Annotated in this window: 14 protein-coding genes; 11 read left to right on the top strand and 3 right to left on the bottom strand. The window is 45.1% G+C overall.

Annotation, left to right across the window (positions count from 1 at the left end; all coding sequences use genetic code 11):
• Positions 1-228: 228 nt before the first annotated feature.
• Positions 229-624: a hypothetical protein gene (locus ACZ5XY_RS03480; protein ID WP_464743002.1), complete on the top strand. Its 396-nt coding sequence runs from the start codon at positions 229-231 to the stop codon at positions 622-624.
• Positions 625-719: 95 nt separating this feature from the next.
• Here the strand turns inward: ACZ5XY_RS03480 and ACZ5XY_RS03475 are convergent, their stop codons facing one another.
• The 3 genes from ACZ5XY_RS03475 to uvrA form a co-directional block, all read right to left on the bottom strand.
• Positions 720-1,172, bottom strand: coding sequence for an IS630 family transposase (locus tag ACZ5XY_RS03475; RefSeq protein ID WP_464743000.1), 453 nt, complete (start codon positions 1,170-1,172; stop codon positions 720-722).
• 85 nt (positions 1,173-1,257) lie between these two features.
• Positions 1,258-1,506 (bottom strand): IS630 transposase-related protein, encoded by a 249-nt coding sequence (locus tag ACZ5XY_RS03470; RefSeq protein WP_464742998.1) that lies wholly within the window; start codon positions 1,504-1,506, stop codon positions 1,258-1,260.
• Positions 1,507-2,266: 760 nt separating this feature from the next.
• Entirely contained in the window at positions 2,267-5,146 is a 2,880-nt protein-coding gene (gene uvrA, locus ACZ5XY_RS03465) for an excinuclease ABC subunit UvrA (protein ID WP_464742996.1), read from the bottom strand.
• A 740-nt stretch (positions 5,147-5,886) separates the two neighbouring features.
• Here uvrA and ACZ5XY_RS03460 point away from each other — a divergent pair.
• The 10 genes from ACZ5XY_RS03460 (at position 5,887) to ACZ5XY_RS03415 (ending at position 16,318) form a co-directional block, all read left to right on the top strand.
• A complete protein-coding gene (locus ACZ5XY_RS03460; RefSeq protein WP_464743727.1) occupies positions 5,887-7,251 on the top strand; it encodes an MFS transporter in 1,365 nt (454 codons plus the stop codon).
• A 93-nt stretch (positions 7,252-7,344) separates the two neighbouring features.
• Positions 7,345-7,974: a single-stranded DNA-binding protein gene (gene ssb, locus ACZ5XY_RS03455; protein WP_464742994.1), complete on the top strand. Its 630-nt coding sequence runs from the start codon at positions 7,345-7,347 to the stop codon at positions 7,972-7,974.
• 333 nt (positions 7,975-8,307) lie between these two features.
• Positions 8,308-8,625 carry an H-NS histone family protein gene (locus tag ACZ5XY_RS03450; RefSeq protein WP_464742992.1) on the top strand — a complete coding sequence of 106 codons (318 nt, stop codon included), beginning with the start codon at positions 8,308-8,310 and terminating at the stop codon, positions 8,623-8,625.
• Positions 8,626-8,872: 247 nt separating this feature from the next.
• Positions 8,873-9,679, top strand: coding sequence for a type II secretion system protein N (gspN, locus tag ACZ5XY_RS03445; protein WP_464742990.1), 807 nt, complete (start codon positions 8,873-8,875; stop codon positions 9,677-9,679).
• The gene (locus tag ACZ5XY_RS03440; protein WP_464742988.1) at positions 9,676-10,611 is read left to right on the top strand and encodes a type II secretion system protein N; all 936 of its coding nucleotides are present in this window, start codon (positions 9,676-9,678) and stop codon (positions 10,609-10,611) included. The genes gspN and ACZ5XY_RS03440 overlap by 4 nt, the downstream gene beginning before the upstream one ends.
• Before the next feature lie 70 nt (positions 10,612-10,681).
• Positions 10,682-12,925: a type II secretion system secretin GspD gene (gene gspD / locus ACZ5XY_RS03435; RefSeq protein ID WP_464742986.1), complete on the top strand. Its 2,244-nt coding sequence runs from the start codon at positions 10,682-10,684 to the stop codon at positions 12,923-12,925.
• A gap of 86 nt (positions 12,926-13,011) precedes the next feature.
• Complete coding sequence (locus tag ACZ5XY_RS03430) at positions 13,012-13,170, top strand: hypothetical protein (protein ID WP_464742984.1); 159 nt, start codon at positions 13,012-13,014, stop codon at positions 13,168-13,170.
• Positions 13,171-13,331: 161 nt separating this feature from the next.
• Positions 13,332-14,213: a hypothetical protein gene (locus ACZ5XY_RS03425; RefSeq protein WP_464742982.1), complete on the top strand. Its 882-nt coding sequence runs from the start codon at positions 13,332-13,334 to the stop codon at positions 14,211-14,213.
• A gap of 130 nt (positions 14,214-14,343) precedes the next feature.
• Complete coding sequence (locus ACZ5XY_RS03420) at positions 14,344-15,252, top strand: TatD family hydrolase (RefSeq protein WP_464742980.1); 909 nt, start codon at positions 14,344-14,346, stop codon at positions 15,250-15,252.
• A gap of 238 nt (positions 15,253-15,490) precedes the next feature.
• Positions 15,491-16,318 (top strand): tRNA threonylcarbamoyladenosine dehydratase, encoded by an 828-nt coding sequence (locus ACZ5XY_RS03415; protein WP_464742978.1) that lies wholly within the window; start codon positions 15,491-15,493, stop codon positions 16,316-16,318.
• Positions 16,319-16,327: the final 9 nt, after the last annotated feature.

Genomic DNA, 16,327 nt, shown 5'->3' with positions numbered 1-16,327 from the left:
GCAAGTGGATGATTGATAATTTATACTACTAAATTTTGTTGGGTGTCGCAAGCTCCACGCCAACCTACGAGTATGTAATATCAATCGGAATGATAAGGTAAGTCGGTGTCGAGGTACGACACCTAATGAAATAATTTATGTGGAATGGATTGTTGGGTTTCCCCAGTCAACCCAACCTACGAGCTTATATTTGGCAAGATATTTTAGAGACGATCAACAAGGTACACCATGATAAATCGTTACAAACAGTATAAAACCTTAATTTTCATTGTATTACTTAATGTGTTCTCAAGCATTTTGCACTATGTTCATAATGTGATTCATTTTGACCACTATCCTGAGCCTGATTGGTTATCCCCTCATCTGGTAGATGCTTTTTGGTTCGTCATGACACCAATCGGTATCTATGGCTTAATCGTGGCTGTTAAAAGCCAGATGAACAAGGGGCGTTGGTGGCTTTATTTGTATGCCTTGATGGGTTTATTGTCATTACTACACTACAACGTTGAGACTGATAATATCATGACGATCACCATGCACAGTCTAATCTGGTTTCAAGCAATATGTGCTTTTTGGTTAATCGGCTATGTAACGATGTATTTTAAAAATAAAAGCAAACATTAAGAACACTAATTGATAAAACTTGGTCTTTATAAAAATGAGCTAACATCTTATTTATCGTTTTAAGGAATTGAAAATGAATGTTGAAGAAACTATAGTCAATCCAATTTAAATTTGTAACAGCAGATATTGCTGAATAAATGATTGAGATTATTCTCACCCCAGCCTTGCCTGAGCTTTTTTACCTCTGCCCATTTGTGTTCAATAGGATTCAGATCAGGACTGTAAGGCGGTAGCCAGAGTATGCGATGGCCATGCCGGTTTAATAGCTTTTTGATGCGTTTATTCTTATGAAAGCGAGCGTTGTCCATAACGATGACACATTTGCGACCAAGCTTTGGAATGACGTTATTCTTAAACCAGTCGTAAACCACTTGCCAGTTGATGTTATGGGGAAATACGTCCACGGCAAACAAGCTTTTTTGATATAGCGCCCCAATGACGTTCGTTCTTTTTGTTTTTTGATAGTTATAGATATCGATGCAAGGTTTGCCTACTGGCGTATAGCCAAAAGCTCTGATAACTTCTTGCTCAAAGCCGCTTTCATCCATATAGATAATAGGGTAGCCTTGGCATTGATAGTGTTTCAGTTTAATGGTGTACTCTAATCGCTTAAGCCAACTTGATTTTGGGTGTTTAAGACTTTTTTTTGCGGGTATAGCCCAGCCGCTTCATGGCAGCTTCTACGCCGGATTTACTACAGCCCAAACGCGCCGCTCTTTCATAGTAGTAAGCGTCAGAATAGTCAGCAATGTCTTGTTTTAGTGCTTCGGTAGATATTTTGCGTGGTGCTCTGACAATAGGTTTGATGCTAATGTCTTTTTTCCAGTTAATAATAGTGGTGGGACTCATATCATAAAGCTTTGCTGCAGTGCGTACGCTCATGCCTTGTTCAAGAGACTGTAGGACCTTTTTACGAAGGATAATGGGGTATGTCATAGTGATTAGCAAGCTTGAATTTATAATTATCGTAACATTTCTTGGTGGGATTTACTATATTTATTATGATCTTTGTATCCCTGAAACAGCACAATTTGATTTCGTTAAGTATAGAGAGTCGAAATTATTTCAAAAAAATAGGCTATTACATATAAAAGGAGGAAAAATAAATAAAGCTACTATATTCATTTCTTTAATGTTTTTTACTTATGAAGATTTCAAAAGTCGATTAGAGAGGCTCTACAGCGACAATAAAAGTCTAAGTATATTTACTACTTTTAAGCTAGTTGAAACATTGCAAAAAACAAAATGAGTAAATTTTTTTACTAATCAAAGTACAGTTAAGCGATAAAATAACTTGTCCAATCTAAATTTTTCGAGTAATCTAACTGGGCTCTGCCCCCTCCAATCGAAAGGTTGGATAATTAAGATAAATCATGAGAGCTGTTGAGTTCAACATATCTAATAATTGACATTCTGGGAGGGCTTGCTATGGTAGGAAATATTGCGACCATCATTGGTTTTTGTACTTTAATATTGACTTTTATAATTGAAAAATTGACACTGCATTTGTCCTTTCGATTGTTCGGGGTGATTTAACCCATATTATGTATAGTGCCTCGTCAAGCTTATTATACTTAATGAGATAGTTTTTTAAAAAGACCATTCCCGAAAGAACAGCCTTTCCCAAACCCAACAACCTAACTTACTGAGCCTCTTGCTCAAGCATCGGCTTCAAAAACTCCCCCGTAAACGAGCCTTCCGTTTCCGCGACTTGCTCAGGCGTGCCCTCAGCGATAATCATGCCACCGCCTTTACCGCCTTCAGGTCCCAAATCCACAATCCAGTCCGCCGTTTTTATCACGTCCAAATTGTGTTCAATCACCACGATAGTGTTGCCTTTATCGCGAAGGGCATGCAGGATGTTAAGCAGCTTGGCAATATCATGAAAATGCAGTCCCGTGGTCGGCTCATCCAAAATATAGAGCGTCTGACCGGTATCGCGTTTGGCAAGTTCGCGCGCCAGTTTCACCCGCTGAGCCTCACCGCCGGACAACGTTGGCGCAGATTGCCCCAAGCGAATGTAGCTAAGTCCAACTTCCATCAGCGCCTCAAGTCGGCGATGAATGGCGGGAATCGCCGCAAAAAACTCGGTCGCATCCTCAACGGTCATGTCCAAAACATCGGCAATAGTTTTGCCTTTATAATGAATCTCAAGCGTTTCGCGGTTGTAGCGTTTGCCGTGACAGCTGTCACACGGGACATACATGTCCGGCAAAAAGTGCATTTCAACTTTAATGAGACCGTCGCCTTGACAAGTTTCGCAGCGACCGCCTTTGACGTTAAAGCTAAAGCGCCCCGGTTTGTAGCCGCGAGCGCGCGCTTCTTGAGTTTGCGCAAACATCTCACGAATCGGGGTAAACACGCCGGTATAAGTTGCCGGATTGGATCGCGGCGTCCGTCCAATTGGGCTTTGGTCAATATCGACCATTTTATCCAGATGCTCAAGACCGCTGATGCTCTCAAAGCTGTCGGCAATCAAGGTTGAGGCGTTATTCAGCTCGGTTGCGGCAAGGGGCATGAGCGTTCGGTTAATCAGCGTTGATTTTCCTGACCCTGAAACGCCCGTCACGCAGGTCATCACCCCAATCGGCAAGCTTAAATCGACGTCTTTTAAATTGTTTCCTGTTGCGCCTTTAAGTTCAATAGATAATGGCACTTGTTTGCCATCAATATCAATCGTTTTGGCGGTATGGCGAATACTAGGCACTTCGATTTTCAGCTCACCGGACAGATATTTGCCCGTAAGCGATTCAGAACTTGCCATGATGTCGCCGCTGCTGCCTTGAGCTATCACATGACCGCCATGAACGCCGGCGCCAACGCCAATATCAATGATATAATCGGCTTGGCGAATCGCATCTTCATCGTGCTCAACAACCAGCACGGTATTACCTAAGTCACGAAGCCGCGTTAAGGTTTTTAAAAGTCGGTCATTGTCGCGCTGATGCAGCCCAATGGACGGCTCATCAAGGACGTACATCACGCCCATCAGCCCCGCGCCAATTTGACTGGCTAAGCGAATCCGCTGAGCTTCACCGCCCGATAGCGTTTCAGCTGAGCGCGCTAACGTTAAATAATCAAGACCAACGCTCACCAAAAAATTCAGCCGCTCATTAATCTCTTTAAAAATCTTGTCGGCAACTTCGCCTTTATGACCGCTGATTTTGAGCGATTGATAATAATCTGCGGCGTCACCAATGGATAATTTAACAATATCGGCGATGGTTTGGTTATCCACGCGCACATTTCGTGCAATCTCGTTCAGGCGCGCGCCGTGACAAACGTTACAGGTGGTATCGGCTAAATATTTTGCCAACTCATCGCGAACCAAATTGCTTTGCGTTTGCGCGTAGCGGCGCTCAAGGTAGGGCAGAACCCCTTCAAACGGCATGGTTTTGTTGGTTTTGCGACCGCGCTCATCGGTAAAGTTAAAGGTCAGTACTTCTTTTCCTGAGCCATTCATAATCAGACTTTGCTGGTCATGCGGTAAGTCGTGCCAAGGCGTGTCCATATCAATGCCAAAATGATGACAAACGGTGCTCAGCAGCCCAAAATAATAGGCATGACGTTTATCCCAACCATTAATTGCGCCTTGATTGAGCGTTTTTTCATGATGAGTGATGAGCTTTTCGGCAGCAAAATATTGGCGTTTGCCAAGACCATCGCACGACGGGCAAGCGCCATAAGGGTTGTTAAAGCTAAAGAGGCGCGGCTCAAGCTCGGACACCGCACGGTCACAAACAGGGCAGCTGTGTTTTGCGGATAAGATTTGATTGTCATCGCCCTCTGGATTTGGGTTGCCATCCATATGATGCAAAATAGCGATATTTTGACCCAATCGCAGCGCCGTTTCTAAGCTTTCTGCCACGCGATTGCCCAAATCATCGCGGACTTTAAAGCGGTCAACAACCACCTCGATGGTATGCTTTTTATTCTTTTCAAGCTCGGGCAACTCGTCCATATCATAGACTTGACCATCAATACGGACGCGAACAAACCCTTGACCAATCAGTTGCTCAAGCAACACTTGATGCTCGCCTTTGCGGTCGCGAACCACTGGCGCTAAAATCATCAACTTGCTGTCAACAGGTAGCGCCATGATGTGGTCGACCATCTCAGTGATGGTTTGCGCCACCATCGGCTCGCCGTGCTCTGGGCAAAATGGCGTGCCAATCCGCGCAAACAATAACCGCAAATAATCGTAAATCTCGGTAATTGTGCCAACCGTTGAGCGCGGGTTATGGTTGGTTGATTTTTGCTCGATGGCAATGGCAGGCGACAACCCTTCGATACTATCGACCTCCGGCTTTTCCATTTGCGATAAAAACTGCCGCGCATACGCCGACAAGCTTTCCACATAGCGGCGCTGACCTTCAGCATAAAGCGTGTCAAACGCTAAGGATGACTTTCCCGAGCCTGATAAGCCGGTAATTACCACAAACTTATCCCGAGGAATGTCCAAATTAATGTTTTTTAAATTGTGAGTTCGAGCACCGCGAATTGCAATATGGTCATTTGCCATCGGTTTTGGGTATCCTATTGCTAATTTGTCGTAAAATTCAATTCAATAACGAAATAAGTATCTTCACTATGTCGTACTATTTTTACCAAATTCGGTCAATTAATAAGAAAAGATATATTTTAAAAAAGTATGGTTAAAAATTAAAAATTTCAATCTTTGAATAAGAGCGTTAACTGATTCATTACTTAATATATTAACAAAAGTTTAAATAATAAAATCAGCTATTAATTTAACAGTTGACAATCTTATTAAAAATAAACTACTTTTAAGTCTTAAGTTTGAATTAAGTAATTTTCATAAGCCAAACCATAACCCTTATAAAACCGGTTATGGGTATTAAATCATAGTAAAATGGTCAAGCAATCGTTAAGAAAGTAAAGAGTTTTGAGTTAAAGGGAGCCGTCAACCATCAAAACTAACCTTCGGGACAAGCTTCTTTATGGTTGTAACTTACCGATTATTCAAGGGAATTGGGCATATTTCGCCGCTTATTCATCATAGAAGTAACAATGTAACTTAAAGGCAATTTAGCGGCTAAACCTAGCTTTCAATAGCGCCACTTAGCAAGCAAGCGCTTTACCGCTGCGTTAAATAAGAATAAATATCACTTGAGCTGCAAAATTATCGCTATAAAAGGCTGAATGTTTTATACTGCCTACCGCGATGGCGATTTATGCCATCTGCTCTTCTGCAACACCGAGCCGCGACAGCTTGCGCCGCTCATCATCAGTGAGGCCATTATGAATAGCGTAGAAAAACGGGCGATATTGGGCGTTGGCGGGATTTTTGCCTTGCGAATGATTGGCTTGTTTATGATTGTTCCCGTATTTTCAGTTTATGGCGACGATTATGCCCATGCCACGCCGTTTTTGATTGGTCTTGCGGTGGGGATTTATGGTTTAGGTCAGGCGATTTTTCAAATTCCGGTCAGCCTTGCCGCCGATAAATTTCCGCGAAAGCCGATTATTTTTGCAGGGCTGATTTTATTTGCTTTAGGCGGAATATTAGCAGCAACGGCGACCGATATTTACCAAGTCATCATCGGTCGTGCGCTTGCCGGAAGTGGCGCCGTTTCTGCGGTTTTGATGGCGCTGCTTGCTGACGTCACCCGTGAGGAGATGCGCACCAAAGCCATGGCAGCCATGGGGCTGACGATTGCAAGCTCGATCATGATTTCCTTTGCCATAGGGCCGTTAATGGTCGGCGCGCTTGGCATGTCAGGGCTGTTTTGGTTGACCGCAGGATTTGCAGTTTTGGCGATGATTTTGCTGCTCTTTATCCCATCGCCTTTGCGCGTGTTAAAGCATAACCTTGCGCAAAAATCCGTCAAAGTCCAGTTGGCTGAGGTGCTAAAAATTGGTGACTTAAACCGCCTTCACGTGGGCATTTTTGCGCTGCATTTAACGATGACCGCAATTTTTGTGATTTTGCCGCACCAGTTAAGCGACGTGCTTGGGTTAACCGTTCGCCAGCAAGGCATGGTTTATTTGCCGCTTTTATTTATCGGCTTTGCCATTGCCATTCCTTTTATTATTATCGCTGAAAAAAAACGCAAAATGCGCCAAGTGTTTTTAGCTGCAATTGCCCTAATGACGGTCGCTTTAGCCCTATTAGCCATTGGTAATCAGCTTGGATTTGTGATTATTTTAGGGCTTTTGCTGTATTTTATGGGCTTTAACTTGCTTGAGGCGACCATTCCGTCTTGGATTTCAAAGCGCGCTCCGGTTGCGAATAAAGCCACCGCGATGGGGATTAGCTCATCTGCTCAGTTTTTTGGGGCGTTTGTTGGCGGGGCGCTTGGCGGTATTTTACTCACCCAATCCGACCTTTTAGCTTGGGCATTGTTAGCGGTCGTGATGGCAATAGCCTTACTCTTAATTTTGCCGATTGCTCAGCCGCCATATTTGACCAGTACCACCGTCACCATTCCTAAAAATACTGACGTTCAAGACTGGTCGCGGCAAGTATTGGCAGTTGATGGCGTTGATGAATTGATGGTGATGGCAAAAGAGCAAATCGCTTATCTAAAACTTGATAAATCCAAACTGACGGATTCTTCGCGTCAATCGTTGTCGCAGCTCAGCCAAAGCCCCCTAGATATTTGATAAAAAGTTATATAAAGTAGCATTAATTCTTATTCATTCATTAATAAATCAGTCTTAGTGTTGACCAAGATTGAATTTAACAAGGACACTTTTATGCGTGGTGTAAATAAAGTTATTATTATTGGCAATCTTGGCGCAGACCCTGAGCGCCGTGAGTTTAATAATGGCGGCGGCGTGACCAATATTTCAGTGGCGACCTCTGAACAGTGGACGGATAAAGTTTCAGGCGAAAAGCGTGAAGCGACCGAGTGGCACCGTATTGCGCTGTTTAATCGCTTAGGCGAAATCGCGGCTCAGTACCTTCGTAAAGGCAGTAAAGTTTATATTGAAGGCAGCCTTCGAACGCGAAAATATCAAGACCAGAATGGTCAAGACCGCTATATTACTGAGATTCGCGCTGACAACCTGCAAATGCTCGATAGCGCCGGCGCTCAAGGTGGCGGCTATGCTAATACGGGCGCTCAAAACAACTATCAAAATAACCAAAACAATCAAGGCGGCTTTGGTAATCAATCAGGCTACAATAATCCGCGCCAAGGTTTTAACCAAGATTACGGCAATCAAGGTCATTCAGGCGGTTATCAAGGCGGCACTAATCAAAGCTCAAACAATCAGTTTAACCAGCCGGCAAACCAATTTAATCGCCCCGACGACACGCCGCAAAACAACTTTGCTGCAACGCCGATGAATGATGCGCCTGCGGATGATGACATTCCTTTTTAACCCTTTTAAAGTTTTCAACGAATATGAAAAAAGCCCTGACAGTTCAGGGCTTTTTTGTATCCTTTCAACGCTGAATTAATTTTAAATGTTTAATGTCTATTTGAATAAAATATTGTTGATGAAAGTAGAATGGCTCTTTAATTGCTCTGTCAATTTAAACATTAAGACCAATCTATTTATTAATGGTTTAATTTATGTTAGGCTGCAACGATTAAGCAATTTAAATAATGCCTATTGTTTTATTTAAAATAAAGCTTAATAGCGGTTTTAATTCATATATATTTTTATTAAAGCCTTATTTTATCAAAGTATAGCCCTTTAAAAGAGACGACAATGAACAATAAGATTGATTTAGAAAGCTTGGATGTTGATGAGTTGTTAGCCCTTAGTCAAAATGCTCAGCAGCTGATTGAGCAAAAGCAGCACCAACGCCTTTATGATGCGTTCTTGCAGTTTGAGCAAATCGCTGAAGACGCTGACGCCAGCATTGGCGAGATTTTGGCAGCAGGCGAGCAGTTGACCAAAAAGCGCAATATCCGCTACCGCAACACCGAAAACCATGAAGAAACGTGGACAGGTCGCGGTCGTAAGCCCACGTGGTTGGTCGATGCGCTCGACGCTGGTCAACGTCTTGAGGACTTTGAGGTTTAATTGTGATAACAAATTAGCGTTTAAAATACCGCCTCGCCAAATCACTTTTGCCAACGCTTAATAGGGCGTAAGTGATTCAAGCCAGTATATATTTTGTGATTACAAGTTTTGTAATGGCAAAAATATACTGGCTTTTTTGCTATTAATATTAGGCAGGAGTTTGCTATGATAACCCCTATTTTGTGATTGCAACTTATTCTTATTTTTTAATTCTTCCTATGTTTTTGCTGACCTCAAGGCTGATGTTGTGCCCAAATTGACCTCACTTGATAACCGTCGCCCCAAAAAAAGCTGGTGGTTGGTGGGCGTTGTGCTCTTCATGCTGTTTTTGCTGCTGCAAATGCCGGCAGCTTGGGTGATGAAAAAATTTGCGCCAAATGCAAATTATATTGAGCATGTCTCGGGAAATGTTTGGCAAGGCTCAGCAGTTTGGCAATTGCCTGTGGGCGCTGTGCCATTGTCAGGAACGGCATCGTGGTCATGGCGACCGTGGCAGGTGTTTTTGGGAAAATTTGGCGCGGACGTCGCAATCAGTTCTGGGCAATCAAACCTGAAAGCCAAAGTTGCTATCGGTAAATCCTCATGGCAAGCTTCTGAAGTGAATGGCAAAATTTCGCCTGAGACGCTCAATCACGTGATGGATTGGCAATTGCCTAATTCGCCGATTAAAGTTCAAGAGGTGATGCTCAAGCGCGAGGCTAAAAAAGGTGAGGACCCTAGCGGCTTTAGCAAAGCTGGCGGTCAGCTGATTTGGGCGGGCGGTGAGGTCGGTTACCCAAGCGGCGGTCGGGTGTTTCGATTGCTGATGCCAAGTACGTTTGCAGATTTGAGCGCTGAGCAAAAAAACAACCAAAGGCTTTTGCATATTACTTTAAACAATCAGCAAAATAAGCGCTTGGGTGATTTGTATTTAGATGGCGATAATATGTTGGATGTGAATTTAACTCAGCGCCTTTTAGAGACGATGCCTGATTATAAAGGTCAAGCGCCCCAAGATACGCCGGTGGTCAGTGTTCGCCAGCCGCTGTTGTCAAGTTTAGGGAGCGCCCAATGAGGTCAAAAAGCCTAAACTTGAGTGCCGTTTTGCAATCCGTGCTGCAAACGCTGAACCGCTTCTCGGGCTGGTTGCTGCTTTTGGCAATCATTTGGTTGGCTTGGGTTGCTGCTCGGCTGATTTGGCTGATTCTTGCGCCGCCCACCGCCCCAAACTTGCCCCCAGTTCCTTTGCAAAATAACCAAAGCGCGGTCGTTGACCATAGCAGCTTATTTACTATTTTTGCTGAGCCCACCCCAACGGCAACTTCGGAGGCTGTCGCAGCGCCGCCCAATGTGGTCTTAAAAGGGGTGATGATGGCAATCCCTGAGCGATTTTCTTCGGCATTATTGGAAGTGAATGGCGAGGTTAAAAACTATCATATTAATGATGAATTAAAAGATAGTGGCTTTACGCTTGTGGCGGTGGATTGGGATACCGTAGTGATTGCCGACCGCAGTGATAAGTCGATTGTGATTACTATGCGTCAAGAGTTGCCGCTTGACCAGCGCGGAATGAACGCCGGCGCAATCAGCAATCAGCCGTTAGGAACCGCTTTAAATGGGCAAAATTCGCTACCGACGTTGCCAGAAGCGCCTGCGCTTGCCAGTGATATCAGCGGCGCGGCAGCTGACAGTAGCGCCCCGCAAAGCCCCGCTTCAGCAATCGATGAAGCCGTCAGCGAACTTCAAGACAATCCGGCAAGCTATCTGAGCCGAATGGGCGTCATGGCATCAGGAGAGGGCTATCAAGTGACCGCTGCCATGCCGACAGGGCTTCGCAATCGCTTAGGGCTTGAGCCGGGTGATAAAGTGCTGTCCGTTAACGGCAAAACGGTGGGAAATAGCCCTGCTGCGGACGCTGCCGTATTGCAACAAGTTCAGCAAGCAAAAGAGGCGCAAATTGAAGTTCAGCGCGGTGACCAGACCATCACCATTCGCCAACAGTTTTGATTCAGCAAGGCTATAAACTAACATTCGTAACAACCATCGCCGATGGTGACATCAAGTGGGTAAGATTTTCATGGTAAGTTTGCATCAGTATCTCATAAACCCGTTAGTGCTTTGTGTTCGCCGAGCGCTCGTTGTGCTACGACCGCTTTGCATAGGGCTACCACTGTTAGCCGCAAGTCATTTTGCCAATGCCGAAAGTTGGAAAGTCAATTTGCAAGATGCCGACATCAAAGCGTTTATCAATGAAGTGGCGACCATCACCAATCAAAACTTTGTCCTTGACCCAAGGATTAATGGCAATGTGACGGTGATTTCTAATCGGGCATTGTCGCGCGATGAAATTTTCCAATTGTTTTTAACGGTGATGCAGGTCAACGGCATTGCCGCGATTGAATCAGGAACGACGATAAAACTGGTTCCGGATAGCGTGGCAAAGCAATCTGGCATTTCGGTTGATTTGCGCGGCGACAGTAAAGGCGAGGCGCTGACCACGCGGGTGATTTATTTAACCAATACCAAAGCCGAAGAAGTATTGGGCGTCATCCGACCACTAATGCCGCAATCAGCGCACGCCGCCGCTGTTCCGGGGCTCAACGCTTTGGTATTGTCCGATCGCGCAGACAGTTTAAACCAATTGACCACTTTAATCCGCGATTTGGACAGCAATAGCAATGACAGCTTGCGGGTCATTCCGCTACGTCACGTTGATGCCGAGCGCATGATGGATTTAATCAGCGCTTTGGTGGGCAGTAGCAGCGGCGCTCAAGGTCAAAGCGATCAGCTCAAAGTCATTGCCGACAATTCAAGCGACCGTTTGTTGGTCAAAGGCAGCCCTGAAATGATTGCCAAAGTCCAAGAAATGGTCAATGAGCTTGATACCACCCCAAGCCGCCGCTTAAGTGGTCTGCGGGTGTTCCGCTTAAAATATGCCAGTGCCGGTCACATCGCCCAAATGCTGCGCGGCTTGCTTGCCAATCAATCCATTAACAGCTCAGGAGCCGCATCAACGCTTGAGTCGGCATCGTTAACGGGAAACACCACGACAAGTGATAGCGGCATCAAAACCGATGCCAGTCGCGCGGATAACGTTGCAGGTAATGGCAGCGAACAACTCACGGCGGCAAGTGGTAAAACTTCCGTTTCAGGGGGAAGCAAACCCTTTAGCATCATTGCTGATGAAACCCAAAACGCGGTTATCGTTAATGCATCGCCCGAGCTGATGTTTGAAATTGAAGAAGCGGTCAATCAGCTTGACAGCCGCCGAGCTCAAGTGCTGATTCAAGCGGCGATCGTGGAAGTTTCCGGCGATGATGCAACCCAACTTGGCGTTCAATGGGCGCTTGGCAATGCCAATAGTGGCTATGGCGTGGTGAATTTTACCAACGTGGGCGCTAGTGCCACCTCTCTTGCTGCTGCAGCGCTAGCAGGCGGAGCAAACGTCAGCGCGGCTGCAGGGTCAATTGCCGGAGCGCTATTAGGACTTGGCAACAGCCGCAAAGACAGCAAAGGCAATACCGAATTTTATGGCGCAATTTTGCAAGCGCTGGATTCGACAACAAGTGCCAACTTATTGTCCATGCCCTCGATTTTGACTTTAGATAACGAAAAAGCCAGCATTTTAGTCGGTCAAAACGTGCCCTTTGTCACCGGCTCTTACACCACCAGCGGCGACTCATCAAACAACCCCTTTCAAACCATTGACCGAAAAGACATTGGGATTAATTTAAACGTCATCCCGCATATTGGTGAAAATGGCACGGTTCGTCTTGAGGTCTCGCAAGAAGTGTCTTCCGTTGTCCCCGGCAGCACCAGTAACGCTAGCGGGTTGATTACCAACAAAAGCTTGATTAACACCACCATTTTAGCCGATGACCAACAAACCATTGCCTTAGGCGGGTTGATGCGCGACAACACCACCACGCGCCAACAAAAAGTTCCCGGTCTGGGTAACGTTCCGGTTATTGGGCGCCTGTTTCGCTCAGACAATGACAGCACCCAAAAAAGTAATTTGATTATCTTTTTGCAGCCAACCATTTTACGTGACGGCGGCGCGGTGGCAAGCGTGACCGAGCGCAAATACAACCAAATGCGCGTTCTGCAATTGGTCATTGACAAAAACGGCACAATTAAACAGCTGCCCCTGAGTGGCACCGAAGGTTGGGACGGCAAAGTTGACGCCGATTACGAGCTGATGCCGCTAAATCCGCTTATCCCCAGACGCGACCAATCGCCAAAGCCCGTGACACCCCGCAAAAGCCTTACCCGAGTCGATGACGGCGGAGCGACCATGACCACGTATCCGCTTGGGCGCTAGTGGTTATGGCATGTTTTTTACAATAACTAACGATAACGCCGTAAAAACCGATTATCTTATAAGCATAAGGTAATCGGAAAAACATCATGACTCAAAAAGCAGCTTTAAAGCAAAAATCAGCAACCAACAAAACCAAATGGCTAAAACTGGCGCTGATTGGCACGGCGCTGTTAATCATTCCAAGACGCAGCAGCAAAAAAAGCACTCACATTGAAAAGTCGCTACCTTCTAAGGGCGCTAACTGAAAAATAATCTTGCAATCAGTTAAGAAAATATCGGCAAAATTTTACGAAAATTAGTAAAATTTGGTTAGAAATTTACGCTACTATAAAGCTTATCTTACTAAGATTTGGGTTTTAGCGTAATGAAAGCTTGGCATGATTCATATAAAAACCTCTTTAGCTTCATGGTCAGTGCGCTTTTTATTCTTTCACTGGCTAGCTGTTCGCCTGCGCCGCAATCGGTCGCTGAACAGCAAGTCGACACCATCACAAGCCCCAAACAAGACCATGCTGAGCCGCTTATTATTAAAGCTAAATCAGCTGAAAACTTTGATGACGATAACGACTATATTCCTGCGCCAAACGTTACTGCCAAGCCTGAGCAAGCCATCGCCCGTCAACCCAACTGCGACCCTGAAGCTGCCGTTTGCCAATATTTTGAATTAAACACCTTAAGCTTTGAGCCGGAGCAGCGCTGGCTGACCCACATCATGTGGCAAAGCATTGCTCGAATTCTTGACCCAAAAACGCCACTGGTCAGTGAAGATGAAAGCGCTAAAAAATTGGTCAGCAAGTTATTTAACCAAATCGCTTATGGGGAGACGGCGCAAGTCACTCAGCCTATGTATCAGCGCGTTGATACGGACTTTGTCAACATATCCTCCGGAAGCCCCGACAAAGCCGCCCTCAGTTATCTAAAAATCAGCTTAAACAAACACCGTGAGGACAACCCGCCCCAAGCGCTCAGCTACATAATGCTTGAAATGCAAAAGCAGCTTCAGCTAAAGCTTACGGACATTTTGTTGCCGACTGCAAATTTAGATGACGTTATGAGGGCGGTCAAGCCTATCAAAATCAAATGGCTGAGCGAGCAGGGCATTGAAGCTAAGTTGTTAGAAGATTGGTCAATTGAACCGCCTGAGCAGTGGTATTTAAATAACGACGGTCTGCATCTGGTTTATCAGCCAAAAGAGATTTTGGAGACGATAGAGACACCTGCCGATTTAATTGTCCCTTTTAATGAGCTTCAAGGCATTATCAAGCCGCGATATGTGGTTGCACCTTGATGCTGCCTTGAAACCCCAAATAAATAAAACTTTAACGGTTGAAGCACGATTTAAGCGCCCTTATCTAAAGTAGCAGTTATTAAAGTTTTTAAATATTTTTTTGAATTTAGTTTACTGATATTAGGTGGTCATGATAAGCGCTTGTGATTCCGTCTTGCCCCGCTCTTTTTCCCAAAGCTATCCGCTGATTGATACCCATACGCATTTCGATGAGCCTATTTTTGCAGCTTCTCGTGAGGCGTTAGCGGCAAAAGCGTTTAAAGCCGGCGTTTGGCATTTGGTGTTGGTCGGTTATTTGCAGGCGCATTTTGAGCGAATGCAACAGGTTGCCCAAACCTTGAACCACTTAGCATGTCAGCAGCAATCACCGCAAGCGCATTTAGCCTTGGGGCTGCATCCATTTTATATTGAGCAGCATAGCGAAAGCCATCTTGAGGACTTGGCAAAACGAGTTGAGCGGTCACGACCTTTAGCCATTGGCGAGATTGGTCTGGACACCTTTACCGATGCGCTCAAACAGGAGGCTGTTTTTGCCAAACAAAAGCGCTTTTTTAATGCTCAGCTTGATTTAGCGGTTGCTCATCAATTGCCGGTCATGCTGCATATTCGAAAGGCACATGCCGAAGCATTAGCCTTATTAAAAGCGCACCGTTATGATGCCAAAAAACTGGGGGGTATCGCCCACAGCTTTAGCGGCGGTGAACAAGAAGCCAAAGCCTTTATTAAGCTTGGCTTTAAGCTTGGGGTGACAGGTCAGGTGAGCAATCTTAATGCCAAAAAACTGCGCCGCGCCATAACGGCGGCCGTCGCTGAGTTTGGTCTTGGCTGCTTGGTTCTGGAAACCGATTGCCCTGATATGACGCCAGTCATGTGCCAAGCTAAAAATAGCCAAGACCAGCCCTGCCCAAATGTTCCTGCAAACTTACCTTGGGTGTTATTAAGTCTCAGTGAGTTACTAAATGTTGCTCCCGCTGACCTTGCTCTACAATTGTGGCAAAATAGCGGTGAGGCGTTAAAGGTAACCCTGCCATTAGCCTAGCTTTTATTAGGAATAATTTTGAGCTAAGACTCAACACATTTTGCAAATTTTTAAAGGTCATTATAAACCAACTATCATGAAGCGCTGACAATTAACAAATTGCTATTTTTTACAGGGCTTAATGACGATAACTTTAGCAAATTGGCTTATAATTGCAGAAAAGCGAGGATAAAAACGCATAAGTTTTATAAATCGCTATGGTTAATTTGTTATTCTTTATAAAAAAGGCAATTGGGTTATGATGTCTAGCATCTCAGGCAGTTCGTCACCGTTAATATCGCCAGATGAGTCACGGCGTTTTTTGGGAACGAGAACGTTATTTGGCGCAAGCGCGGTAGATACATTTTCGCAAGCTCATGTTATGGTAATTGGTGTTGGCGGCGTCGGAACTTGGGCGGCAGAGGCATTGGCAAGAACGGCTGTGGGCGTGATTACCCTTGTCGATTTGGACGTGATTGTTGAATCGAACATCAACCGGCAATTACCTGCGCTTGCCAGTAATTTTGGCAAAAGCAAAATTGCAGCGATGGGCGAGCGCTTGAGGGAAATTAATCCAAAATTAAAACTGAATTTGATTGATGATTTTTTGACCAAAGACAACGTTGCCGATATTTTGCCAAGTCGCGAGGCGGCGCGGCAAGCGGCTTTTGAGCATCGACCCATTATTGTTTTAGATTGTGTTGATGATATGGACGCGAAAATTGCCATCGCGCTGCATTGCCGGTTTAATAAGTTAAAATTGATTTGTGCCGGTGGCGCAGGCGGCAAAATTGACCCGACCCAAATTACCGTCAGCGATTTAAAAGACAGTTATCAAGACCCACTTTTGGCAAGGCTGCGCTCAAAACTGCGCAATGATTTTGGTATCAATCGGCAGCTAAAAGAAAAATTTGGCATAAAATGTGTATATTCTACCGAGCCGCCGCGGGTGGATAAAAGCTGTCAGGCAGGTGGGTTACGCTGCGGTGGTTATGGCTCAGCAGTAACGGTCACCTCAGTGGTGGGAATGGTAATGGTCAGTGAAGCGCTGAAAATGTTATCGCAACAAGCCAAGTTATCACGTTGATATTTGATA

The sequence above is a fragment of the Psychrobacter sp. GTC18467 genome (assembly GCF_055397455.1).
Note: the sequence above shows the minus strand (reverse complement) of the source record. Positions and strands in the feature narration are given on the sequence as shown.